The sequence below is a fragment of the Amnibacterium endophyticum genome (genome assembly GCF_042680685.1).
In the GTDB taxonomy this organism is placed as follows: domain Bacteria; phylum Actinomycetota; class Actinomycetes; order Actinomycetales; family Microbacteriaceae; genus Amnibacterium; species Amnibacterium endophyticum.
Genome location: NZ_JBHUEA010000009.1, coordinates 67233 through 89797 on the forward strand (window position 1 = coordinate 67233; position 22565 = coordinate 89797).

The window sequence follows — 22565 nt, forward strand, 5'->3', positions numbered from 1 at the left end:
CGCAGGGTGTCGTCCGTCAGGGCGGCACCCTGTTCGCGTTCCCGGGGCCGCCGGCGCCCGGGCGCTCCGGGGCCGGGGGCGCAGGCCGCCGACCCGTCCGCCGTCGAACCCCTGCAAGCCGTGCAGGCCGCTTCGAGAGGAACGCCCCATGCGCACCCTGGTCCTGAACGCCGGCTACGAGCCGCTCGCCGTCGTCTCCTTCAAACGGGCGCTCGTGCTCGTCCTGAACGGCAAGGCGACGATCGTGACCGCCGACGCCGCCCATCCCGTCTTCGGCGCCACCGGCGCGTGGGACCGCCCGAGCGTCATCGTCCTCACCCGCTACGTGCGGATGCCGGGCCTGCGCCGCGTCCCCGTCACCCGGCGCGGGGTGCTGCGCCGCGACGAGTTCCGCTGCGCGTACTGCGGCCGGGGCGCCGGGACGATCGACCACGTGCTGCCGAGGTCCAGGGGCGGGGCCGACACATGGGAGAACCTGGTGGCGTGCTGCCTCACCTGCAACAACACGAAGAGCGACCGGACGCCGGCGGAGATGGGGTGGACGCTGCGCCAGACGCCGCGGACGCCGCACGGGACCGGCTGGCTGGTGCGGGGCGTGGAGCGCCCGCAGCCGGAGTGGAGCGAGTACCTGGCGACCGCCGCGTGAGCGGACCGCCCCTCTACCTCGACTGCGACACCGGCGTCGACGACGCCCTCGCCCTCGCGCAGCTGGTCGGCGTCGGCGCGGACCTGGTCGGCGTCGGCTCCGTCAGCGGCAACCTCGCCGCCGCGGGCGGCGCGCGCAACACGCTCGACCTGCTCGCGATGCTCGGCCGGCCCGACGTCCCCGTCGCGGTCGGCGCGCACGACCCGATCGGCGGGACCTTCGACGGCGGCGCCGCGTTCGTGCACGGCGAGAACGGCATCGGCGGGGTCGTGCTGCCGCGCGCGGGGGAGCCGGTGGACGGGTCGGCGGCCGAGCTGCTCGTGCGGCTCGCGCACGAGCACGCCGGCGAGCTGCGGGTGCTCGCCGTCGGTCCGCTGACGAACCTCGCCCTGGCGCTCGAGCTGGAGCCGGCGCTGCCGCGCCTCGTCCGCGACGTCGTGCTGATGGGCGGTGCGGCGCTCGCCCCCGGCAACATCTCCGCGGTGGCCGAGGCGAACATCGGCAACGACCCGCTCGCCGCGCACGCGGTCTTCGCCGCCGACTGGCCGGTGACGATGGTCGGGCTCGACGTCACGATGCACGCCCGGTTCGAGGAGTCCCACCGCCGGGCGCTCGCCGAGGCCCCAGGCGCGGTGCCGCGGGCGCTCGCGGCGATGCTCGACGTCTACTTCGGGTACTACACGCCGATCCTCGGGCGCCCGTCGAGCGCGCTGCACGACCCGCTGGCCGCGGCGATCGCGACCGGGCAGGTCGAGCCGACCCTCGCGCCCGTGGTTCCGGTGGAGGTCGACGCGACGGACGGCCCGGGGCGGGGGCAGACGCTCGTGGACCTGCGCAGCCGGTTCGTCGGCTACCCGCCGCTGCCGGGCACGCGGCACCGGGTCGTGCTCGGGATCCCGGACGGCTTCGGCGACCTGCTGCTCGAGACCCTGCTGCCGCTGCCCTGAGGGACCGGCGGTCCCGGGGCCCGCTGGGCTCGCACCTCGACCGGCGCGTGGTGCCCCTGGAGGGACTCGAACCCCCAACCCTTTCCTTAGGACGGAACTGCTCTTCCATTGAGCTACAGAGGCGTGGTCCCGGCAGTGTAGAGGGGCGGGTGACGCACCGCCTCAGCGGGCGGCCCGCGCCCAACGCGCGGCCGCCTCCGCCCGGGTCCGGGTGCCCAGCTTGACCCGGATGTGCTCGACGTGCTTCTCGACCGTCCGTGCCCCGATGTGCAGGGCTGCGGCGATGTCCCGGTCGGTCCGCCCGTCCGCGACCTGAGCGAGCACCTGCCGCTCCCGAGCGGTGAGCCCGACCAGGGCGGGAGCGGCGCGACGCGCCCGCTCGCGCAGCCGCACGTGGTCGGCAGCCGCGCCGATGTGCTCTCCGACCAGGGCGGCGAGCGCCGTCTCGCGGGCCGTGAAGCGTCGGTCCCGCTCGAGCATCAGTCCGAGCAGCAGGGGAGCGGCGCCCGGGGTGCGGACGGCGATCCGGTGGCCGCGCGCGGGGACGATCGGCGCGGACCACCCGAGGTCGCCGACGAGCATCAGGGAGTCGTAGGCGATCACATCGCCGACGACGCGCGGCAGCGCGCCGGCGAAGGCGGTCAGGTCGTGCGCGTCGTGCAGGGCGAGGAACCCGTCCAGCAGCAGGCGTCCCTCCTCCCCGATCCCCGGGTACACCGTCCGCATGACCGCCTCCCGGTCGGGACCGTAGCGGCGCGGCGCGGCGTCCGCACCCCCGATTCCGGTCCGCCGTACGCAGAACCACGTATTCCGCCCGCGGCGCCGTCCGGACAGGGTGGCGCCGCCGCGCGACGACGCGCGGCAGGAGAGAGGAAGGCATCATGCGCGCACCGCTGCGCTCGGTCGCCGCCGCGCTCGCGGCGGTCCTGCTCGTCTCCGTCGGCGCCGGGACGGCTGCCGCGGACGACGGGCGCCTCCGCGTCACGAAGACCCTGCCCGGGTCCTTCGTCGCGCCTCTGCAGATCGCCGTCGACGGCCGGCAGGTGCTCGTCGCCGACTCCGCGGCGAGCGCCCTCTACCGGATCGGCTCGGACCGGCCGATCGCGCGCGGCCCCGCTCCCGCGGCGGACCCGGAGCAGAGCGGCGACCTCGCGGCCGTGGACTCCGCCCGCGGCCGCATCGCCTACACGACCACCGAGGCGGACCACCGGAACACCTACCTGACGGTGCTGCGGCACGGGCAGCGGCAGCTCCGCGTGAACCTCGGGGCCTATGAGCGCCGGGTGAACCCGGACGGACGGACCGCGTACGGCGCGACCGATCCTTCGAAGGTCAGCCGGGCCTGCGCCGCCGAGCTGCAGCAGTCCGGCGTGCCCGCGTCCTACACGGGGCAGCGGGACTCGCACCCCTACGCCGTGGTCGGGCTGCGGGACGGCAGCTGGCTGGTCGCGGACGCGGGCGGGAACGACCTGCTGCGCGTCTCCCGCACGGGACGGATCAGCACCGTCGCCGTGCTCCCCGCCCAGCCGGTCCACCTCACGCCGGCGCTCGCCGCCGAGCTGCATGCGCCGAGCTGCGCCGGCATCACCTACCGCTTCGAGTCAGTGCCGACCGACGTCGAGGTCGGCCCCGGCGGGATCCACGTGACGACGCTCCCCGGTGGCGCGGGCGCGCCCGGCAGCGTGTACCGCATCCCCTGGGGCTCGCACCGGCCGCACCTCGTCGCGACCGGCTTCGAGGGCGCCGTCAACCTCGCGGTGGCGCCGTCCGGTCGGATCTGGGTCGTGGAGCTCGGCCAGGGCATCGACGTCGTGACGGGCACCGGGCACCGGCGGGTGCTCGACCTGCCGGGAGCGGCGTCCGTGGAGTGGTCGGGCGGTCGCCTCTACGCGAGCACCGCCCCCGCCGTCCTCGGCCAGCAGGGCGCCGGCCGCGTCGTCGTCCTCCGATGAGGTCGCCGGTGGGGCCGGTCCGCGAGGGCCGGACAGTCTGACGCGCGACCGGTCGCGCCCGTGGTGCCACGCCGCGGGCGCGCCGGATGCGCGGAGACGGCGCGGCGTGCCTCCCCGGGGGCGCGCGGGCCGGACATACAGTGGCAGGCGTGCTGCGGGTGGATCAGAGCGAGGACGACGGCGTCCCCGTGTCGACCGGTCCCGTGGTCCGGACCGGGCCGACCCCGCTGCGCCCGGCCACCGGCACGACCCCGAGGGCGGTCGGCAGCGGCACGACCGGTGCCTGGGAGCGCTGGCGCGACGAGCTGCGGCAGGTCGGCGGCGTCTCCCCGCTGATCCACTTCGAGGACACGGCGCGCACCCGCATCGAGCTGTCCACGACGCATCCGAGCGGGCTCGCGCAGTTCATCACCGGCAAGACGACCCTGCTGTCGAACCTCATCCGCGACGACCTCGCGTTCCGGAGCGCCTCGGCCGCCGCCTCGACGCTGACCGCGAAGGCGGTGGAGCTCGCCGCCACCCGCGGTCTCGGCGGCATGCACCTCGCGATCGGGCTCGCCGAGTGGCGGTTCGAGAAGCAGGAGTTCCGCGGGCCGGTGCTGCTGCGCCCGCTCGCGATCCGCCGGTACGGGCGCGACTTCGAGCTGCGGCTGAAGGGCGCGCTGCAGCTGAACCCGGGCCTCGTCCGGGTGCTGCACGAGCAGTACGGGATCGAGCTGGACCCGCGCGCGTTCGTGGCGCTCGCGCTGTCGGAGGGGGCGTTCAAGCCGCAGCCGGTGATCGACCGCCTGCGCGGCATCACCGCGCACCTCGAGCGGTTCAGCGTGCAGCCCCGCCTGCTCATCAGCTCCTTCGGCGAGATCGGCGGCGTGCTGCTGGCGGACGCCCGCGAGGACTCCCACCCGGTCATCGACGCGGTCGCGGGCAACCCGACCGCGGTGGCGCGGGTGCGCGGCACGGGGGAGCGGTCGGAGGTGATCGGGCAGGACGAGCGGCCGCCCGCGCTCGACTCCGCGCTGCTCGACGCCGACCCCGCCCAGGAGCGCGCGGTCGCCGAGATCGCCGCCGGGCACCACGTCGCGGTCCGCACGCTGCCCGGCACGGGCTCCACGCAGACCATCGTGAACGCGCTCGGCGCGCTGATCGCCCAGCACAAGCGGGTGCTCGTCGTCAGCCCGCGCCACGCGACGCTGCGCGGCGTCAGCGCCCGCCTCGCGGAGATCGGGCTGCCCGGAGTCGCCGCGTCGTCCCGGACCGTGCGCCGCGACCTGATTCAGTCGATCGGGCGCAACGAGAAGGCGGCCGCGCCGGAGACCGCGGAGGTGGACGAGGCGCTCGTGCGCCTGCGCTCCGTGCTGCTCGACTACCGCGCCGCGCTGTCGCGGCGCGACCCCGTGCTGCGGGTCAGCGTGCTCGACGCGCTCGGCGAGCTGGCGAGGCTCGCCCTGCTGCCCGTCCCGCCCGCGACCACGGCGCGGCTGTCGACGCGCGCCATGGAGGCGCTGGCCGCGGACCGCGCGCAGGTGCAGCGCGACCTGCTCGACGCCGCCGCGCTCGGCGAGTTCCGCACCGGCCCCGCCGACTCGCCCTGGTACGGCGCCCGCTTCGCCGACGGCGAGGGCGCGGGGCAGGCGCACGCGCTCGCGAAGCGGCTGCACGCCACCGACGTGCCCCGGATGCTGCAGCGTGCGGAGGGCCTGGTCTCCGGCTCCCGCTTCCGGCCGTTCGGCACGGTCGCCGAGCTCGGCGTCTACCTGCGCCTGATGCTCGACATCCGCGACACGCTCGACAAGTTCCAGCCCGCGGTGTTCGACCGCTCGCTCGGCGAGCTCATCGTCGCGACCGGGCCCCGGCGGGACGCCAAGGAGATGTCGACCGTCAACCGCCGGCGGCTGAAGAAGCTGGCGACGGAGTACCTGCGGCCCGGCGTGCGGGTGAACGACCTGCACGAGTGGCTGCAGCGGATCCAGCAGCAGCGGGTGCTGCACCAGCGCTTCGCGACGAGCGGCGTGACGCCGGACGTGCCGCCCGGCATCACGGACGCGTGGACCGAGCACCAGGCCGTGGCGGCGGACCTCGCCGCGCTCGACGAGCCGCTCGGGCTCACGGGCACGCCGGAGTCGCTGCTGCAGGAGCCGATCGAGACGCTGGGGGACCGGCTCGCCGCGCTCGCCGCCGACAGCGACGTGCTCGACAACCTGCAGGAGCGGCAGGGGATCATGAGCCGGCTGAAGGCGCAGGACCTCGCGCCGCTGCTCGAGGACCTCGCCGCGCGGCACGTGCCGGCCGAGCGGGTCGCCGCCGAGCTCGAGCTGGCCTGGTGGAAGAGCGTCCTGGAGCGGCTGCTCGCCGACGACCCGGCGCTGCTCGGGGCGAACACGACCGTGCTCGACCGGCTCGAGCAGGACTTCCGGCTGGTCGACGGCGCGCACGCCGCCGCGAACGCCAAGCGCCTCGCCTGGCAGCTGGCCGACGCGTGGCGGCTCGCGCTCGACGACCGGGACGCCGAGGCGGAGGCGCTGAAGCAGCTGCTGCAGGCCAAGGTCGACGACGCAGGGGTGCTGCACCGCGAGGCGCCGCACCTGATGAAGCTGCTCGCGCCGGTCTGGCTCGCCTCCCCGTACGAGGTCCACGCGCTCGGCGAGACGACGTTCGACGCGGTGTTCGTCGTCGACGCGGGCGCCCTGTCCTTCGCTGAGGGGCTCGGCGCCATCCGCCGCGCGAAGCAGGTCGTCGCCTTCGGCGACCCCGTGACGCAGACGCCGATGCCGTTCGACATCGCGGTGCGCGAGAACGACCACGCGCCCGAGACGCAGCGGCGCCTCGACGAGCGGCACGCGGACAGCGTGTTCAACCGGATCGCCGACCTGGTCCCCTCCGTCGAGCTGACCACGAGCTACCGGGCCGGCGGCGAGGACCTCGCCGAGCTCGTGAACCGCCGCTTCTACGAGGGGCGCATCACGTCGGTCCCGTGGGCCGGCACGTTCCTCGGCCACGGCAGCCTCGTGCTCGACTACGTCGACAACGGGCACGGGCTGCCCGACGCCGAGACGGGCGCCGTCGAGGCGGTGGAGCCCGAGGTGCAGCGGGTCGTGGAGCGCGTGCTGGACCACGCGGCGACGCGGCCCCGCGAGTCGCTGATGGTCGTCTCCGGCAGCGCCCGCCACGCGATCCGCGTGCAGCAGGCCGTGATGAAGGCGCTGGTGCGCCGCGGCGACGTCACCGAGTTCTTCACCCGGGACGCGGCGGAGCCCTTCATCGTCGTGACGCTCGCCGAGGCGGTCGGCCACAGCCGCGACCGCGTGATCCTGTCCGTCGGCTTCGGCCGCACGCCGCACGGCCGCACCCTGTCCCAGCTCGGGCCGCTCGCGAAGCCCGGCGGCGACCGGCTGCTCGCCGCGGCCGTCACGCGCGCTCGGCGGTCGCTCGCGATCGTGTCCTGCTTCCGCCCGGAAGACCTCGACGCCGACCGGATGCCGCCCGGCGTGCTCGCGCTGCGCCGGCTGCTGTCCGACGCGGAGGGGCGGATCGCGGACGACGCGATCGACGACGACCGCGACGCGATGCTCGTCGACCTCGCTCGCCGGCTGCGCGCCCTCGGGATGCGGGCGGCGCTCGGCTACCACGGCAAGCTCGGCCTGGTCGCCGCGCACGGGGCACGGGCGATCACCGTGGAGACGGACGAGACGCTCGCGGGCGCGAGCCTGCGCCAGGGCCTCAGGCTGAAGCCCGAGACGCTCAAGCGGCTCGGCTGGCACTACCTCCGCGTCCACAGCTTCGACCTCTTCAGCGACCCGGACGCGGTCGCGCAGCGGATCGCGATCGCCCTCGGTGCCAAGGACCCGTCGCCGCTGACGAACACCGTGCCCGTCATCGAGGTGCGGACCTGACGAAGCGCCGACGCGTCCGCACGGAGCCCGTGCCGGGCTCCGACCCGACGCCGTCCTCCGGGGAGCCCTTCGAGAGCCTCGGGAGGGCCCGCGCCGCGGAGGACGAGCCGCGCTCGTGGGGCGACGTCGACGGCCCGCGGGACGAGGCGCTGCGCCGCGACCGCCCGCCCCACTGGGGCTGACCAGCCTGCATCTTGTAGGCAGATCCTCGCCCTCGAGGCCGCATCCGCCTACAAGATGAGAAGCGGTCAGCGGCTGCGGCGGCGGAACAGGACGAGGGCGCCGATCACGAGGGCGACGACGAGGACGATCCCGCCGATGATCGTGATCGCCGTGCCGGCCTTCGAGGTGTCGTCCGTGCTCGCCGTGGCGAGCACGACGAGGGCGGGCTGGGCGGTCAGCAGAGCGGTCATCCGGCACCTCCGGTCGTCGGGCCCTCCGAGGCTAGGAGGACGCCCTGGGAGCCGGGCCGACGCCGTGCGTCTGCGGGCGCGACGGGAGCGCTCCGCCGTCCGGGCTCAGTCCTGGTTCATCACCCGCCGGTCGCCCACCTGCTGCTGCCCCTCGAGCAGGTCGCGGATCTGGGTCAGCACGTCGAGCTCGGTCGGCGGGGCCGGCTTCGCCGTCTCCGGTTCGGCGGGCTGCTGGAAGGCGCGCTTCATGAGCGCGTTGATCGGGAGCACGAAGGCGAAGTAGACGACCGCCGCGATGATGACGAAGTTGATGAGCGAGGCGAGCACCGCACCGAACATCAGATCCGCGGACTTGCCCGAGGTCGTCGGGATCGAGACGACGAGCGCGTCGTTCAGGCTGTTGGCGTTGAAGAGCGCACCGATCAGCGGCGTGAAGATGTTCGTGACGATCGAGGTGACGATCGCGGTGAAGGCGGTGCCGATGACGACCGCGACGGCCAGGTCGACGACGTTGCCGCGGAGCAGGAACTGCTTGAAACCCTTCATGCCGCCTGTGTAGCAGGTCGGCGGGTCCGCGCCGTGACGGCGGCGCTACGAGCCGGAGGTGCTCGCCGGGGCGGCGGGCTTCGACTCCGACTTCGCCGGGGTGGAGGAGGACCCTCCGTCGCTCCTGCCCGACGAGCCGCTGTCGGAACCCGACTTCGACCCGCCCTCGCCGGAGGCGGCGCGGGAGTCGGTGCGGTAGAAGCCGGAGCCGTTGAACGTGACGCCGATGGAGCCGTACTGCTTCCGCAGCGTCCCGCCGCAGACGGGGCACTCGGTGAGCGCGGCGTCGCTGAACTCCTGGTGCACCTCGAGCGGGGTGCCGCAGTCGCGGCACTTGTAGGAGTAGACGGGCATGGGTCGCTCAGATCCTCCGGTGGTGGCGGTCGCGGGCGGCGAACTCGACCGTGCGGGCGGGGGTCACGACCCCGTCGACGCGCTGGTCGTGCCGCTCGGCCGGCACCTCGTCCAGCAGCTCGGAGTCGAACAGTACCCCGTAGACCGGCGGGCACCGCTCCATCGAACCGAGCGTCTTGTCGTAGTAGCCGCGGCCCCAGCCGAGGCGCATCCCGCCCGAGTCGACGGCCGCCGCCGGGACGAGGATCAGGTCGGCCTCGTTGATCGCGATGGGGCCGAGCAGCTCGCCGACCGCCTCCGGCATGCCGAAGAGGCCCACGACCTCCTCGTCCTGGTCCGTGGCGGTCGTCCAGTCGAGCAGCCCGTCGGCCCGCGTGATCGGGAACAGCACCCGCAGCCCCTGCTCGCGGGCCCAGTTCACGAACGGGCGGGTGTTCGGCTCGTCGACCGTGGAGAGGTAGCAGGAGAGCGTGCGGACGCCGAGCCGCTCGACGAGGGCGACGAGCCCGGCGGTGAGGCCGTCCGCGGCCTCGGTGCGCTCGGTCTGGGTGAGGTTCCGCCTGCGCTCGCGCAGCTCGGCCCGGAGTGCCCGCTTCTGGGGCGTCGGATCGGCGGTCACGGCCCGATTCTAGGAAGCGCGCACGGATACGCTGTGCGCCTATGGCTTACCACATCACCAAGGCCGTGATCCCCGCCGCGGGCCTCGGTACCCGATTCCTCCCCGCCACCAAGGCGATGCCCAAGGAGATGCTGCCGGTCGTCGACAAGCCGGCGATCCAGTACGTCGTGGAGGAGGCCGTCGCCGCGGGCCTGAACGACGTGCTCATGGTCACCGGGCGCAACAAGTACGCGCTCGAGAACCATTTCGACCGCGTCTACGAGCTCGAGGCGACCCTCGAGAACAAGGGCGACCACGCCAAGCTGCAGAAGGTGCGCGAGTCGACGAACATCGCCGACATCCACTACTTCCGGCAGGGCGACCCGCGGGGGCTCGGGCACGCCGTGCTGCAGGCCCGGATGCACGTCGGGCACGAGCCGTTCGCGGTGCTGCTCGGCGACGACCTGATCGACGAGCGCGAGACGCTGCTGAAGCGGATGATCGAGGAGCAGCAGAAGCGCAACGCCTCGATCGTCGCGCTGCTCGAGGTCGACCCCGACCAGATCCACCTGTACGGCGCGGCGATGGTCGAGGCGACGGACACGGACGACGTCGTCAAGGTCAAGGGACTCGTCGAGAAGCCGTCGAAGGAGAGCGCGCCGTCGAACCTCGCGATCATCGGCCGCTACGTGCTGAAGCCGGAGATCTTCCCGATCCTCGCCCACACGGAGCCGGGCAAGGGCGGCGAGGTGCAGCTGACCGACGCGCTGCAGGAGATGGCGGGCGCCAACTGGACGGGCGGCGTCTACGGCGTCGTCTTCCGCGGCAAGCGCTACGACACCGGGGACAAGGTGGACTACCTGAAGGCGATCGTCGAGCTCGCCTCGGGGCGCGACGACCTCGGGCCGGAGCTGAACCCCTGGCTCAAGCGGTTCGCCGCCGACCTCGGCTGACCGCCGGTGGCCGTCCCCGTCCCCGTGCTGCGGTCCGGCAGCGTCGTCATCCGGCCGATCCGGCTGCGCGACGCCCGGACGGTCGAGCGCGAGCTGGTCGAGGGTCGCGCCTGGATGCGCGAGTGGGAGGCGACGAGCCCGCGCGGCTCCGTCGGCTTCGACACCCGCGGCAGCATCCGCGCGCTGCAGCAGAACGCGCGGGGCGGGCAGGGCCTGCCGTTCGTGATCGAGGTCGACGACGAGCTGGCGGGCCAGCTGAACGTCACCGCCATCACGTACGGATCGCTGTCGTCGGCCACGATCGGCTACTGGATCGCGGAGCGCTTCGCCGGCCGCGGCGCGACGCCGACCGCCGTGGCGCTCGCGACCGACCACTGCTTCCAGACCCTCGGCCTGCACCGGATGGAGATCTGCATCCGGCCGGAGAACGCGAAGTCGCTACGGGTGGTCGAGAAGCTCGGCTTCCGCTACGAGGGGCTGAAGCGCCGGTACATCCACATCAACGGCGACTGGCGCGACCACTACTGCTTCGGGCTCGTGACCGAGGAGGTGCCGGAGGGCGTGCTGCGGCGCTTCCAGGCGGGCCGCGCCCCGCAGCACGCGGCGCAGGTGCCGGAGGAGGACCGCCGGCTGGCGGAGACGCCCTTCCCCTGAAGACGGGGTGCGGCGGGCGCGCGCGACACGCCGCACGCGCCTGAGGGCGTGGTGTAAGGGGCGCCCCTACCTTCAGGGTCATGACGAGCGGCCTGGGCGGTGGCGCGATCATCGCGCTGGCCGCGGTGCTGTGGTTGCTGTACCTGACCCCCTCCTGGCGTCGCCGCCGGGAGTACCTGCGCACCGAGCGGACCGCGGTGCGCCTCCAGCAGACTGCGCGCCCTGGCCGAGACGGCCGAGGTGCCCGACGAGGTGCGGGCGGAGGTGTCGGCGCGGAGCGTCGCGGACCAGCACCGCGCGCTGCGCGAGGCAGCCCGGGGCGCCGAGCGGGTGGCGCGGCCCCGCGCCGAGGCGGCCGAGCGCCGGCTGCGCCGCGAGCGGCGCCCCCGCGGCCCGCGCGAGCGCGCGCAGGCGGTGCAGGACATCGCCGCCGCCCGGCTGCGCCGGTCGCGGGTGCTCGCCACCAACGTGCTCGTCGTCGGCATCACCGTCAGCGGGTGGGGCGTCTCGGACGTCGCCGCGGGCGGCGGCGTCGACTTCCTGGCGGTCGGCGTCGTGCTGTCGCTCGCCGCGATCGCGCTGCTGCAGCGCTCCTCGACGGTCGCCGCGGCCCACCGCGCGGTCGAGGCGGTCGACTCCGCGGTCGTCGTCCCGGACGCGCCGAGCAGCTTCACCGACTGGCAGGCCGCGGAGCCCTCCCGCCCCACCTGGACGCCGGTGCCCCTGCCGCGGCCCATGTACCTGCAGCGCGAGCAGGTGCCCGCTCCGGCGCGCGACGACGTCGCCATCGCCGCGTCCCTGCGCGCGGCCGCGGCCCGCGCCGACGAGGCGCTGCGGGCGGCGCACGCGGCGCCCGAGATCGCCGCGCTGAACCGTCCGCTCGACGAGGTCGCCGCGGCGATGAACGAGAGCGGGCCGGTGCTCGCGGACCTCGACGGCGTGCTGCGCCGCCGCCGCGCGTCCTGATCCCGTCCGCACCTCGCGGCGCTCCACCGTCATCGCAGGACGCGGCGCCGCGGCGGCGAGGGAGGATCTCGCCGCGTCGGTCGGGTGCTACGCTCGATGCCGCGACACGGGCCCTTGGCGCAGTTGGTAGCGCGTCTCGTTCGCAATGAGAAGGTCAGGGGTTCGAATCCCCTAGGGTCCACGATCGATGAAGGCCCCCGCCCGTCCGGCGGGGGCCTTCGTCGTCTCCGGCGCCCCCTGCTGCGGCCGGACGCCCAGGGGCGCCGCATAGCGTCCCTCGGCATGCGCATCGTCGTCACCGGCGCCACGGGCAACGTCGGCACCGCGGTCCTCGCCCGCCTGCACCAGGAGGACGTGGACCTCGTCGGGGTCGTGCGGCGCCCGCCCGAGCCGATCGGGCCCTACGCGGGCGTCGAGTGGCGCCCGGCGGACGTCGCGGAGGGGCCGGGACGGCTCGTGGAGGCCTTCCGCGGAGCCGACGCGGTCGTGCACCTCGCGTGGCTGCTGCAGCCGAACCACCGGGAGGCGGTGCTCGCTGCCACGAACGTGGGCGGCACCCGGCACGTGCTCGAGGCGGTCGCCGAGGCCGGCGTGCCGCAGGTCGTGGCCGCCTCGTCCGTCGGGGCGTACAGCCCGGGACCGAAGACGCGCCGGGTCGACGAGTCCTGGCCGACGGGCGGCATCGCGACCTCGCACTACGCCAGGCACAAGGCGGTGGTGGAGCGGATGCTCGACGCCTTCGAGCAGGAGTTCCCCGCGACCCGGGTGGCGCGGATGCGACCCGGTCTCGTGATGCAGGCGGCCGCGGGGGAGGAGCTGCGCGTGCTGTTCGGCGGCCGGGCACTCCCCACCCGATGGATCGGGAGGGTCCCCGTGCCGGTGCTGCCCCTGCCGCCGCGGGTGCGCTCGCAGGTCGTCCACGCCGACGACCTGGCCGACGCCTTCGCCCGCGCGGTGCTGCAGCGCGCCTCCGGGGCGTTCAACGTCGCCGCGGAGCCGGAGGTCGGGCCCGCGGACGTCGCGCGGCTGCTGGGCGGCCGGTGGCTGCCCGTCCGAATCGCCCCGGTGCGCGGGCTCGCCTGGCTCGCCTGGCAGCTCCACCTGGTCGCCGCGGACCCCGGCTGGCTCGACATCGCGACGTCGGTGCCGCTCATGTCGACCGAGCGCGCCCGCTCCGAGCTGGGGTGGACGCCGCGGCACGACGCGATCGACGCGCTCGCCGAGGCGATCCGCGGCGTCTCCGATCGCGCCCGGCAGGCCGGTTCCCCGCATCTCGACGACGCGAGAGGCGCCTGACCGCCCGTATTCGCGGCGCGAATCCCGCCGATTCCCGATGCGCGGGTCAAGAGGTTCCGCATTCGTCGAAGAAAAGCGCCGCGAAAGCGGGCGGAATGTCTTTTCCTGTGTATCATCAGCGCACCGACGCATTCGATCGTCGGTACCCGCCCAATTCACGACTTCCCAGGAGAAACGAACCGCCAATGGCGCAGAAGTACATCGTGCAGCTCGTCGACGACCTCACCCAGCAGCCCATCGAGGACGGCTCGGGCGAGAGCGTCCGCTTCGCGCTCGACGGGGTGAGCTACACCATCGACCTCACCAGCGCGCACGCGGACGAGTTCCGCTCCGTGCTCGAGCCCTACGTCAACGCGGCCCGCAAGGCCGACGTGGCCACCCGCGCCAAGTCCTCGTCCTCCTCGAGCCCGCGGGCTCCGAAGGGCGACCTGAAGGCGATGCGCGACTGGGCGAACGAGAACGGCTACACCGTCTCGTCGCGCGGTCGCATCCCGGCCGAGGTGCAGAACGCGTACGCCGCTGCCCACTGAGCCCGACGGCTCGAGAAAAGGGGCGGTGCCGCGGACGCGGCACCGCCCCTTTTATGCTGTCCCGATGATCTCGAGGCCGCTCGCACTCCGTCTCCGAGAGGCCGGGCTGCGCTGGCGCCCGCAGGCGGGAGACCGTTTCCAGCTGCTCACGCAGGACATGGATTCCACGGGCACGGAGGCCTTCACCGTGAGCGACATGACCATCGAGGCCCACACCTATCCGAGCGGCACGGTATTGGGTTTCAACGGCACCACGGAATGGGCGCTGGATTCCGTCGCGCTCGAGGACGCGCTGTGGTTCCCGCGCGAGGACCAGCTGCGCGAGGCGCTGAAGCACACCTTCAGGAGGCTGGAGCGCGACGACGAGGCCGACGGCTGGCGCGTGACCTGCACCTTCCGCGGCGAGGACCGCACGCACCTGGCCGACAGCCCCGAGGACGCGTACGCGCTCGCCGTGCTGGCCGAGGTGGAGGCCGCCGCCTCCTGACCTGCTTCGTATCGCGATAGATGCCGCCTCCGCGCCCTGGAGGCGGCATCTATCGCGATTCAAGCGCGCTTTGAGGCGCCGGGGAGGGCCGGGGAGCCTGGAGGGGCCGGGAGCCGAGAGGGCCTGGAACGCGATGTCGGTCCCGGCAGCGATCGGCGGTTCCCGCAGCCCTTCAGCCGATCCGCGCTGCCGGAAGGCGCGGATGCTGCCCCAACCGACGGCGCCGGCCTCGTGATCGCGTGGAACGGAGGACGCTTTGCGGAACGGAGGACTATTCGACCGGATCCGTCCTCCGTTCCGCGATCCCTCCTCCGTTCGGCACGCTGGCGTCCTGGCGGCCGCGGGTCAGGAGGGTGTGACCGGGATCGGCGCCGTGTCCGGCTGCGGCCCGCCCTCGCGGCCCTTCAGGTCGGGCTGCACGGGGATGCCGGCCGCCGCCACGACGGCGCCGGCGGCCGACAGCAGCGCCGCGCAGACGAAGGCGGCCGACGGGCCGAAGCCGTCGAGCGCCTGACCGGCCAGCGCGGCGCCGAGCGCGACGCCGACGAGCTGGCCCGTGTTCGTCCATCCGTACGCCTCCGCAGTGTCGCTGAAGCGCACCGAGGCCGAGACGACGGCGGACATGATCCCGAGCGCCGGCGCGAGCCCGAAGCCCGCGACGACGAGCGCGGCCGAGAGCCCCCAGAACCCGGAGACGAACGGGGTCAGCGCGACGCCCGCCGTGACGAGCGCGAGCCGCAGCGCGAGCGACCACGGCCGCATCGGCAGCCGGCCGAGCCCGAGGCCGCCCGCGAGCGACGCGACCGCCCAGATCGCGAGGACCAGCCCGCTGCGGGAGTCCGACTCGCCGAACGCTCCCGCGACGCTCGCCTCGATGGCCGCGCACGAGGCGATGACCAGGAAGCCGACCGCGGTGATGAGCGCCACCTGCGGTCGCAGCAGCACCCGGCCGAAGCGCCGCTTGCTGCGCGGGATGCGGACGAAGGCGACCTCGGGGGAGAGGGCGAACCAGAGCCCGCCGCCGATCATCAGCGCGACGGACACCAGCAGCGCGAGCACGGTGCTGACCCCGGTCGCGAGCGTCGTGACGACGACGGGGCCGCCGATCCAGATCAGCTCCTGCAGCGACGCGTCGAGGGAGTAGAGCGGGTTCAGCATCCGCGCCGGGACGAGCTTCGGGTAGATCGTGCGGACCGCGCTCGTGACGGGCGGGAAGGCGAGGCCGGCGACGAGCGCGAGCACGATCGGGCCGACGGGCGGCATCTCGACGAGCGCGATCACGACGACCGCCGCCGCGCACACCGCGGTCGAGGCGAGCAGGACCGGTCGCATGCCGAGGCGGCCCATCAGGCGTCCCATGGCGGGCCCGGACAGCGCCTGGCCGATGCTGAGCGCCGCGAGCACCAGGCCCGCGACGCCGTACGACCCGGTGCGGCCCTCCACGTGGAAGAGCAGGCCGAGGCTGAGCATGCCCGACGGCAGGCGTGCGGCGAGCTGCGCGGTGATGATCCGGGCGACGCCGCGGGCGCGCAGCAGCTCCCCGTACCCCGCTCCCGCCACGGCCCCGATGCTAGGGGCGCCGCTGTCGGAGGGGCGACCTAGGTTCTCCCCAGGCGACGGCGGATCTCCACAGGGACGCGGTATCACTTGTGGATGACACGCCGCACGATTCCACAACATGTTGGGTTGTTCTTCCCCAGTCACCCCGACATATAGTGATCCCCCGATCGGGGCTCCCCAGTGGGCCGGCCGGTCGGAAGCACACGTCGGGCGAGGTTGAGGAGGGTGCGGATGGGCATCACGGTGGTCAAGCGGGACGGCTCTCGCGAGCCCTACGACGCGAACAAGATCAACCTGGCGATCGAGCACGCCGCGGCCGGGCTGGACCCGAACATCACGTGGGTCACGCAGATCGCGAGCGAGCTGGAGCTGACGCTGTTCGACGGCATCACGACCCAGCAGCTCGACGAGGCCGTTATCCAGGTCGCGCTGCAGAACGTCAAGGACGACCCCGCCTTCGACACCGTCGCGGCCCGCCTGCTGCTGAAGACCATCTACAAGCGCGTGCTCGGCGACTACGCCGACGAGACGCAGGTGAAGGCGCTGCACGCGCAGCGCTTCCCCGCCTACGTCCGCCGCGGCGTCGCCGAGGACCTGCTCGACCCGCGGCTCGAGTCGATGTTCGACCTCGACGCGCTCGCCGGCGCGCTCGAGCCGGAGCACGACTCGCTGCTGAAGTACATCGGCGTCGTCACGCTGAACAACCGCTACGGCATCAAGGCCCGCAACAACGAGCCGCTCGAGGTGCCGCAGTACTTCTGGATGCGCATCGCGATGGGGCTGTCCCTGAACGAGGCGGACCCGACCACGGCGGCGCTCGGCTTCTACGCCAAGATGGCGAGCCTCGACTACCTCGCCGCCGGCTCCACGCTCGTGAACGCGGGCACGAAGTACCCGCAGCTGTCCAACTGCTTCGTGCTCGAGATGCAGGACGACATCGAGCACATCGCGAAGACCACCCGCGACGTGATGTGGCTGACGAAGGGCACGGGCGGCATCGGCCTGTCCGTCACCAAGCTGCGCGCGCAGGGCTCGCCGATCCGGTCGAACAACACGACCTCGACCGGCCCGATCCCGTTCATGCACACGATCGACTCGATCCTGCGCGCGGTGTCCCGCGGCGGCAAGAAGTTCGGCGCCCTCTGCTTCTACATGGAGAACTGGCACCTCGACTTCCCCGAGTTCCTCGACCTGCGGCAGAACTCCGGCGACCCGTACCGCCGCACCCGCACCGCGAACACCGCCGTGTGGATCTCGGACGAGTTCATGAAGCGCGTCCAGAACGACGAGCCGTGGTACCTGTTCGACCCGCTGGAGGTCGCCGACCTCAACGAGCTGACGGGCAAGGCGTTCTCCGAGCGGTACGCCCACTACGTCGCGGAGGCCGAGGCCGGCCGGCTGCGCGCCCACAAGCGCATCGGCGCGCGGGAGCAGTTCAAGTCGATGCTGATGGCGCTGCAGACCACGAGCCACCCGTGGCTGACGTGGAAGGACACGATCAACAACCGGGCGCTGAACAACAACACCGGCACGATCCACTCCTCGAACCTCTGCACCGAGATCACGCTGCCGCAAGACCGCGACAACGTGTCCGTCTGCAACCTCGCGTCGATCAACCTCGCCCGTCACCTGGTGACCGGCGAGGACGGCCGGCTCGGCTTCGACTGGGCCCGGATCGCGGCGAGCGCGAAGAGCGCGATCCGTCAGCTCGACAACCTGATCGACATCACCGTGTCGAGCGTCGACGAGGCCGACAACTCGAACGAGCAGAACCGCGCGGTCGGGCTCGGCGTCATGGGCTTCACCGACGTCGTCGAGCGCCTCGGCTTCTCCTACGAGAGCGAGGAGGCGTACGCCCTGATCGACGAGGTGATGGAGCACGTCTCCTACGCCGCGATCGAGGAGTCCGTCGAGCTGGCCCGCGAGCGTGGCGCGTACCCGAACTTCGCCGGCTCGCGCTGGAGCCAGGGGATGGTGCCCTTCGACACCATCGCGATCACCGAGGCGGAGCGCGGCGTGCCGGTGCAGGTCGACCGCACCACGCGGCTCGACTGGGACGCGCTCCGCGAGCGCGTCAAGGGCGGCATGCGCAACGCGACCCTGATGGCGATCGCGCCCACCGCCTCCATCGGCCTCGTCGCCGGCACGACCCCGGGCCTCGACCCGCAGTTCTCGCAGATCTTCAGCCGGGCGACCTCGTCCGGCAAGTTCCTCGAGGTCAACCGCAACCTGGTCACCGCCCTGCAGGCGGAGGGGCTGTGGGAGCGGACGCGCGAGCAGATCCTGCGCAGCCAGGGCGACATCCAGCACATCGCCGAGATCCCGGACGCGATCAAGGCGACCTTCAAGACGAGCTTCCAGCTGTCGCCGTACTCGTTCCTCGAGGTGGCGGCGCGGGCGCAGAAGTGGATCGACCAGGCGATCAGCCGGAACATGTACCTCGAGACGCGCGATCTCGGCGACATGATGTCGATCTACTCCGCCGCCTGGGAGCGCGGGGTCAAGACGACCTACTACCTGCACATGAAGCCGCGGCACACCGCCGAGCAGTCGACCGTGCGGGTGAACAAGGCCGAGACCGTGGGCCAGGGCGCGGGGGCGCCCGCGCGCCGCGGCTTCGGTGCGAGCGCGCCGCAGCCCGCGGCCGCCGCACCGACGGGACCGGCCCGCCGCGGGTTCGGCGGGCTCGGATCACCGGCGCGCGGCGCCGGTGCGATCGATGGAAACAAGGGGGAGTAGCCATGGGTTGGGAGAACGAGGGCGAGAACGTCGGCGAGTACTTCGTGCCGATGGACCCGATGGACCTGCTGCAGTGCGACAGCTGCCAGTGAGCACCGCCGGCTGAGCCGGCGCACGACGAACCGACGAAGAGGAAGAGGGACGACATGGGCATCCTCGGCACGGGGATCCAGGAGGGCCTGCTGCTGAAGCCGGTCCGGTACCAGTGGGCGATGGACCTGTACGAGCAGGCCGTGGCGAACACCTGGTTCCCGAACGAGATCCAGCTCGGCGAGGACATCGCCGACTTCAAGCGGATGACGGACGAGGAGCGCCACGCGGTGACGTTCCTGATGAGCTACTTCAACCCGAGCGAGCTGCTCGTGAACAAGGCGCTCGCGTTCGGGGTGTACCCGTACGTCAACGCCCCCGAGGCGCACCTCTACCTCGCGAAGCAGATGTGGGAGGAGGCCAACCACTGCATGTCGTTCGAGTACGTCCTGGAGACGTTCCCGATCGACCGCGACGAGGCCTACAACTCCCACGTCGACATCCCGTCGATGGCGGCGAAGGAGCAGTTCGAGGTCGAGTTCATCCGCCGGATGACGGAGCAGACGCTCGACATCACGACGACCGAGGGCAAGCGCGACTTCGTGCGCAACCTCGTCGCCTACAACGTGATCCTCGAGGGCATCTGGTTCTACTCGGGCTTCATGGTGGCGCTCTCGTTCCGTCAGCGGAACCTGCTGCGCAACTTCGGCTCCCTGGTCGACTGGATCGTCCGCGACGAGTCGCTGCACCTGAAGTTCGGGATCAACCTGATCCTCACGGTGCTCGAGGAGAACGAGGACCTGCAGACGCCCGAGTTCGCCGACGAGATCCGCCAGATGATCCTGGACGCGGTCGAGATGGAGGAGCAGTACAACCGGGACCTGCTGCCCGGCGGCATCCTCGGCCTCAACGCGAACTACATCAACCAGTACGTGAAGTACCTGGCGGACCGCCGGCTCGAGGAGCTCGGCTTCGAGCCCGAGTACAAGGTCTCGAACCCGGCGAAGTGGATGGCGACGGCGAACGACACGCTGCAGCTCGTCAACTTCTTCGAGTCGACCAACACCTCGTACGAGTCGAACGCCTCCGCGGCGGTCGCCTCCCGCTGATCCGTCTCCGGCGCGCGATGCGCGGCGCCCTTCCCGACCGGTCCACCGACCGCGGGGAGGGCGCTCGCATCGCGCGCCGTCGTCGTTCCCGGTGCAGGCGCCGCGATCCGTGCACGGCCCACCGTCCTCGGAAGCAGGGTGTGATCGGATCGTGCGGATGCGTGCCGTCGAGCTGTTCCTGGGCGGCCGGACCTTCCTGCTGCGAGCCGCGGAGGAGCGCGACGTCCCCGCGCTCGCGGCCCTGCTCGCGGACGACGACCTCGCCGCGGAGCGCGAGGACCCGGCCGGCCTCGACCCGTACCTGATCGCCTTCCGGGCGGTCGACGCGGATCCCGCGCACCTCCTGCTCGTCGCCGAGACGGACGGCGCGGTCGTCGCGACGCTGCAGCTGAGCCTGCTGCCCGGCCTCTCCCGTCAGGGCGCCCTGCGCGCCCAGCTGGAGGGCGTCCGGGTCGCGTCCGGCCACCGAGGCGGCGCGCTCGGCTCGCAGCTGGTGCGCTTCGCCCTCGGCGAGGCGCGGGCGAGGGGCGCCGCGCTCGCGCAGCTGACGACCGACCTGCGGCGCGAGGACGCGCAGCGCTTCTACGGCCGGCTCGGCTTCGCGGCCTCGCACGCGGGCCTGAAGCGGCCGCTCCGCTGACCGCGACCCGGGCCTGTTCCGGACATCTGCGCCCGCCGCGGCGGGCACGGATGTCCGCAACGGGCCCGGACGGCCGGCTCAGCGACGAAGGGGCGCCGCGACCCGCGGGGCGACGAGCACCGCGAGGACCCCGAGGGCGGCGGCGAGCCCGAAGGCCGCGGGGAACGAGGAGCCCGGCGCGAGCGCGGCGGCGACGCCGACCCCGGTCAGCGCGATGGCGACGCCGAACCCGTCGCCGATCTGCAACGCGGCGCTGTTGCGGCCGCGCTCCGCCTCGGCCGACTGCGACAGCAGCGCCGTGCTGATGCGGGGGAAGGCCAGCCCGATGCCGAGGCCGGTCGTGAGCCAGGCGACCACGAGCAGCGGCACGGGCGCGCCCGTCAGCTCGACCGCCCCGACGGCGATCAAGCCGGTCAGGAAGGCGCCGGCCCCGATCGTGATGCACCGGCGGTCGGAGAGGCGGCCGGCCAGGCGGCTCTGCAGCTCGGAGCCCGTCGCCCAGCTGAGGGCACCGACGGTGACGATGCCGCCCGCAGCCGTGGCCGGGATCCCGCGCAGCTCGATCAGGGAGTACGGCAGGTAGGCGTCCGCGCAGGCGAACCCGGCGCTGAAGAGCCCGCGGGCGACCACCAGGGCCGGCAGACCGCGGGCCGCCCGCAGCGCGCCCGCGGGCAGCAGCGGCCGCAGGGCCACGACCGCCACGACGACCGCCCCGGCCGCGAGCACCGGGCCGGCCCCGGGGACGGCGAGCACCGGCTGCAGCACCAGCACGGCCGCGGCCGCCACGGCCGCCCAGCCGATGCGGGCGCGGGGGAGGGCGGCGCCGGTGCCCGGCATCGGCTGCGCGCGCAGCACGGGCAGGAGCAGTGCGACGGCCGCGCCGACGAGCGGGAGGATGCCGGCGAACACCCAGTGCCAGGTGAGCCAGGTCGCGACGGCACCCGCCGCGAAGGGCCCCACCAGCGACGGCAGCACCCAGGCCGCGGCGAGCAGGGCGAACACCCGCGGATGCAGGCGCTCCGGGTAGATCCGCGCGACGAGGACGTAGAGCGCCGTGCCGACCGCCCCGGCGCCGAGCCCCTGCACCCCGCGGGCCGTCACCAGCACCGGCATGGACCAGGCCGAGGCGGCGAGCACCAGGCCGGCCGCGAACAGCCCCGCTCCCACGAGCAGCGGACGGCCGGGGCCGCTGCGATCCGCCCAGGCGCCCGCGACCACCGTGCCGAGCACGCTCGTGGCGCTGAACGCGGAGAAGGCGAGCGCGTAGAGCGCCCGCCCGTCGAGGTCGCGGGCCACGAGCGGCATCGCCGTCGTGACGGCGAGCGCCTCGAAGGCGATGAGGAAGCCGAGCGAGAACACGCCGATCGTCGTGAACCGGAAGGCGGCCCCGAACGCGCCCGCGGTCCCGCTCACGGCACGAGCCTAGGAACCCGACGCGCGCCGCTTGCGCAGCGCCGCCGACAGGCGCAGCATCGTCACCGAGAGGAGGTGGTGCACATGGCAGATCATGATTGCCGCATCGATGTGCCCTCCACCTCGTCCGCGCACACCGCGTAGGGACGGGGACGAGGCGCGACCAGCGCATCGAGCAGGGCCGGAGCCGCATGCGGCACCGGCCCTGCACCGTCTCCACCGCGGATCCGGCGCCGGGTGATGTGCGCGGTCCGCAGCAGGCCCGAAGATGGCACGGGTCGCCGGACTCGAGGACGGGAGGGGCCGGGATGCGGGTCGTCGCACTGCTGCGGGGCGTCAACACGGGCGGGGTGCGCTTCGCGATGCGGGACCTCGTCGCCGCGCTGACGGACGCCGGCCATCCGACGGCGCGCACGGTGCTCGCGACCGGCAACGTCCTGCTCGACGCGGAGTCGCCGACGGCCGCCGCGACCGCGGTGCACGACGTGGTGGCGGACCGGTTCGGCTTCGACCTCGCGGTCGTCGCGGTCCCGCTCGAGGCGGTGCGCGACGCCGTCACGGCCTACCCGTTCGGCCGGGTGGGCGACCGGCACGCCTACGTCGTCTTCGCGACGGACCCCGCGGCGCTCCGACCCCTGGCCGACGACCCGCGCGGCGACGAGGAGCAGGTCGCCGCGGGCGACGGCGTGCTGTTCTGGGACGTGCCGAAGGGGCGCACGCTCGAGTCGCCGTTCGGCAAGCGGCTCGGCCGCCGCACGTCGTCGGGCGCGGTCACGACCCGGAACCTGAACACGCTGGAGAAGATCGTCGCCGCCGGCTGATCCCGCGCCGCCTCGATCGGC

At 73.4% G+C, this 22565-nt stretch carries 23 protein-coding genes and 2 tRNA genes; 17 read left to right on the forward strand and 8 right to left on the reverse strand.

The window, feature by feature from the left end; all coding sequences use genetic code 11:
- Positions 1–148 precede the first annotated feature (148 nt).
- Positions 149–646, forward strand: coding sequence for an HNH endonuclease (locus ACFSBI_RS07620; protein WP_377933625.1), 498 nt, complete (start codon positions 149–151; stop codon positions 644–646).
- Positions 643–1593 carry a nucleoside hydrolase gene (locus tag ACFSBI_RS07625; RefSeq protein ID WP_377933626.1) on the forward strand — a complete coding sequence of 317 codons (951 nt, stop codon included), beginning with the start codon at positions 643–645 and terminating at the stop codon, positions 1591–1593. Before ACFSBI_RS07620 ends, ACFSBI_RS07625 begins: the two co-directional genes overlap by 4 nt.
- 48 nt (positions 1594–1641) lie before the next feature.
- Here ACFSBI_RS07625 and ACFSBI_RS07630 read toward each other — a convergent pair.
- Together ACFSBI_RS07630 and ACFSBI_RS07635 are read right to left on the reverse strand one after the other, a co-directional pair.
- Positions 1642–1716, reverse strand: a tRNA-Arg gene (locus ACFSBI_RS07630).
- A 39-nt stretch (positions 1717–1755) separates the two neighbouring features.
- Complete coding sequence (locus tag ACFSBI_RS07635) at positions 1756–2319, reverse strand: helix-turn-helix transcriptional regulator (RefSeq protein WP_377933628.1); 564 nt, start codon at positions 2317–2319, stop codon at positions 1756–1758.
- A 155-nt stretch (positions 2320–2474) separates the two neighbouring features.
- Here ACFSBI_RS07635 and ACFSBI_RS07640 point away from each other — a divergent pair, with 155 nt between their 5' ends.
- The 3 genes from ACFSBI_RS07640 to ACFSBI_RS07650 all read left to right on the forward strand — a co-directional run bounded on the left by ACFSBI_RS07640 (position 2475) and on the right by ACFSBI_RS07650 (position 7617).
- Positions 2475–3545: a ScyD/ScyE family protein gene (locus ACFSBI_RS07640; protein ID WP_377933630.1), complete on the forward strand. Its 1071-nt coding sequence runs from the start codon at positions 2475–2477 to the stop codon at positions 3543–3545.
- Positions 3546–3694: 149 nt separating this feature from the next.
- A complete protein-coding gene (locus ACFSBI_RS07645; protein WP_377933632.1) occupies positions 3695–7435 on the forward strand; it encodes an AAA family ATPase in 3741 nt (1246 codons plus the stop codon).
- A 29-nt stretch (positions 7436–7464) separates the two neighbouring features.
- Positions 7465–7617, forward strand: a complete 153-nt coding sequence (locus ACFSBI_RS07650; protein WP_377933634.1) for a hypothetical protein — start codon at positions 7465–7467, stop codon at positions 7615–7617.
- 66 nt (positions 7618–7683) lie between these two features.
- Here the strand turns inward: ACFSBI_RS07650 and ACFSBI_RS07655 are convergent, their stop codons facing one another.
- The 4 genes from ACFSBI_RS07655 to ACFSBI_RS07670 all read right to left on the reverse strand — a co-directional run bounded on the left by ACFSBI_RS07655 (position 7684) and on the right by ACFSBI_RS07670 (position 9367).
- A complete protein-coding gene (locus tag ACFSBI_RS07655; RefSeq protein ID WP_377933636.1) occupies positions 7684–7848 on the reverse strand; it encodes a hypothetical protein in 165 nt (54 codons plus the stop codon).
- Between the two features lie 105 nt (positions 7849–7953).
- Positions 7954–8394: a large conductance mechanosensitive channel protein MscL gene (gene mscL / locus ACFSBI_RS07660; RefSeq protein ID WP_377933637.1), complete on the reverse strand. Its 441-nt coding sequence runs from the start codon at positions 8392–8394 to the stop codon at positions 7954–7956.
- A gap of 45 nt (positions 8395–8439) precedes the next feature.
- Positions 8440–8748, reverse strand: a complete 309-nt coding sequence (locus ACFSBI_RS07665; RefSeq protein WP_377933639.1) for an FmdB family zinc ribbon protein — start codon at positions 8746–8748, stop codon at positions 8440–8442.
- A gap of 7 nt (positions 8749–8755) precedes the next feature.
- A complete protein-coding gene (locus tag ACFSBI_RS07670) occupies positions 8756–9367 on the reverse strand; it encodes a 5-formyltetrahydrofolate cyclo-ligase (RefSeq protein ID WP_377933641.1) in 612 nt (203 codons plus the stop codon).
- 41 nt (positions 9368–9408) lie between these two features.
- On the opposite strand from ACFSBI_RS07670, the gene galU reads away from it, so the two are divergent.
- From galU to ACFSBI_RS07705, 7 genes are all read left to right on the forward strand, one after another.
- On the forward strand, positions 9409–10299 hold the full coding sequence (gene galU / locus ACFSBI_RS07675) for a UTP--glucose-1-phosphate uridylyltransferase GalU (RefSeq protein WP_377933643.1): 891 nt from the start codon (positions 9409–9411) through the stop codon (positions 10297–10299).
- 6 nt (positions 10300–10305) lie between these two features.
- Positions 10306–10953 (forward strand): GNAT family N-acetyltransferase, encoded by a 648-nt coding sequence (locus ACFSBI_RS07680; protein ID WP_377933644.1) that lies wholly within the window; start codon positions 10306–10308, stop codon positions 10951–10953.
- 240 nt (positions 10954–11193) lie between these two features.
- On the forward strand, positions 11194–11919 hold the full coding sequence (locus ACFSBI_RS07685) for a hypothetical protein (protein WP_377933646.1): 726 nt from the start codon (positions 11194–11196) through the stop codon (positions 11917–11919).
- Positions 11920–12027: 108 nt separating this feature from the next.
- Positions 12028–12100, forward strand: a tRNA-Ala gene (locus ACFSBI_RS07690).
- Between the two features lie 101 nt (positions 12101–12201).
- The gene (locus ACFSBI_RS07695) at positions 12202–13215 is read left to right on the forward strand and encodes an NAD-dependent epimerase/dehydratase family protein (RefSeq protein WP_377933648.1); all 1014 of its coding nucleotides are present in this window, start codon (positions 12202–12204) and stop codon (positions 13213–13215) included.
- A gap of 185 nt (positions 13216–13400) precedes the next feature.
- Positions 13401–13745: a histone-like nucleoid-structuring protein Lsr2 gene (locus ACFSBI_RS07700; protein WP_377933650.1), complete on the forward strand. Its 345-nt coding sequence runs from the start codon at positions 13401–13403 to the stop codon at positions 13743–13745.
- Between the two features lie 64 nt (positions 13746–13809).
- On the forward strand, positions 13810–14232 hold the full coding sequence (locus ACFSBI_RS07705; RefSeq protein ID WP_377933652.1) for a pilus assembly protein CpaE: 423 nt from the start codon (positions 13810–13812) through the stop codon (positions 14230–14232).
- Between the two features lie 345 nt (positions 14233–14577).
- Here the strand turns inward: ACFSBI_RS07705 and ACFSBI_RS07710 are convergent, their stop codons facing one another.
- The gene (locus ACFSBI_RS07710) at positions 14578–15792 is read right to left on the reverse strand and encodes an MFS transporter (RefSeq protein WP_377933654.1); all 1215 of its coding nucleotides are present in this window, start codon (positions 15790–15792) and stop codon (positions 14578–14580) included.
- Between the two features lie 231 nt (positions 15793–16023).
- Here ACFSBI_RS07710 and ACFSBI_RS07715 point away from each other — a divergent pair, with 231 nt between their 5' ends.
- From ACFSBI_RS07715 to ACFSBI_RS07730, 4 genes are all read left to right on the forward strand, one after another.
- Positions 16024–18531: a ribonucleoside-diphosphate reductase subunit alpha gene (locus tag ACFSBI_RS07715; protein WP_377933655.1), complete on the forward strand. Its 2508-nt coding sequence runs from the start codon at positions 16024–16026 to the stop codon at positions 18529–18531.
- Between the two features lie 2 nt (positions 18532–18533).
- A complete protein-coding gene (locus ACFSBI_RS07720) occupies positions 18534–18623 on the forward strand; it encodes a ribonucleotide-diphosphate reductase subunit beta (RefSeq protein ID WP_377933657.1) in 90 nt (29 codons plus the stop codon).
- 54 nt (positions 18624–18677) lie between these two features.
- Positions 18678–19670: a ribonucleotide-diphosphate reductase subunit beta gene (locus ACFSBI_RS07725; RefSeq protein WP_377933659.1), complete on the forward strand. Its 993-nt coding sequence runs from the start codon at positions 18678–18680 to the stop codon at positions 19668–19670.
- 157 nt (positions 19671–19827) lie between these two features.
- A complete protein-coding gene (locus ACFSBI_RS07730) occupies positions 19828–20310 on the forward strand; it encodes a GNAT family N-acetyltransferase (protein WP_377933661.1) in 483 nt (160 codons plus the stop codon).
- Between the two features lie 78 nt (positions 20311–20388).
- On the opposite strand, the gene ACFSBI_RS07735 is transcribed toward ACFSBI_RS07730, so the two are convergent.
- Complete coding sequence (locus ACFSBI_RS07735; protein WP_377933663.1) at positions 20389–21723, reverse strand: MFS transporter; 1335 nt, start codon at positions 21721–21723, stop codon at positions 20389–20391.
- A 308-nt stretch (positions 21724–22031) separates the two neighbouring features.
- Between ACFSBI_RS07735 and ACFSBI_RS07740 the strand changes: the two genes are divergently transcribed.
- Positions 22032–22544: a DUF1697 domain-containing protein gene (locus ACFSBI_RS07740; protein ID WP_377933664.1), complete on the forward strand. Its 513-nt coding sequence runs from the start codon at positions 22032–22034 to the stop codon at positions 22542–22544.
- Positions 22545–22565 lie beyond the last annotated feature (21 nt).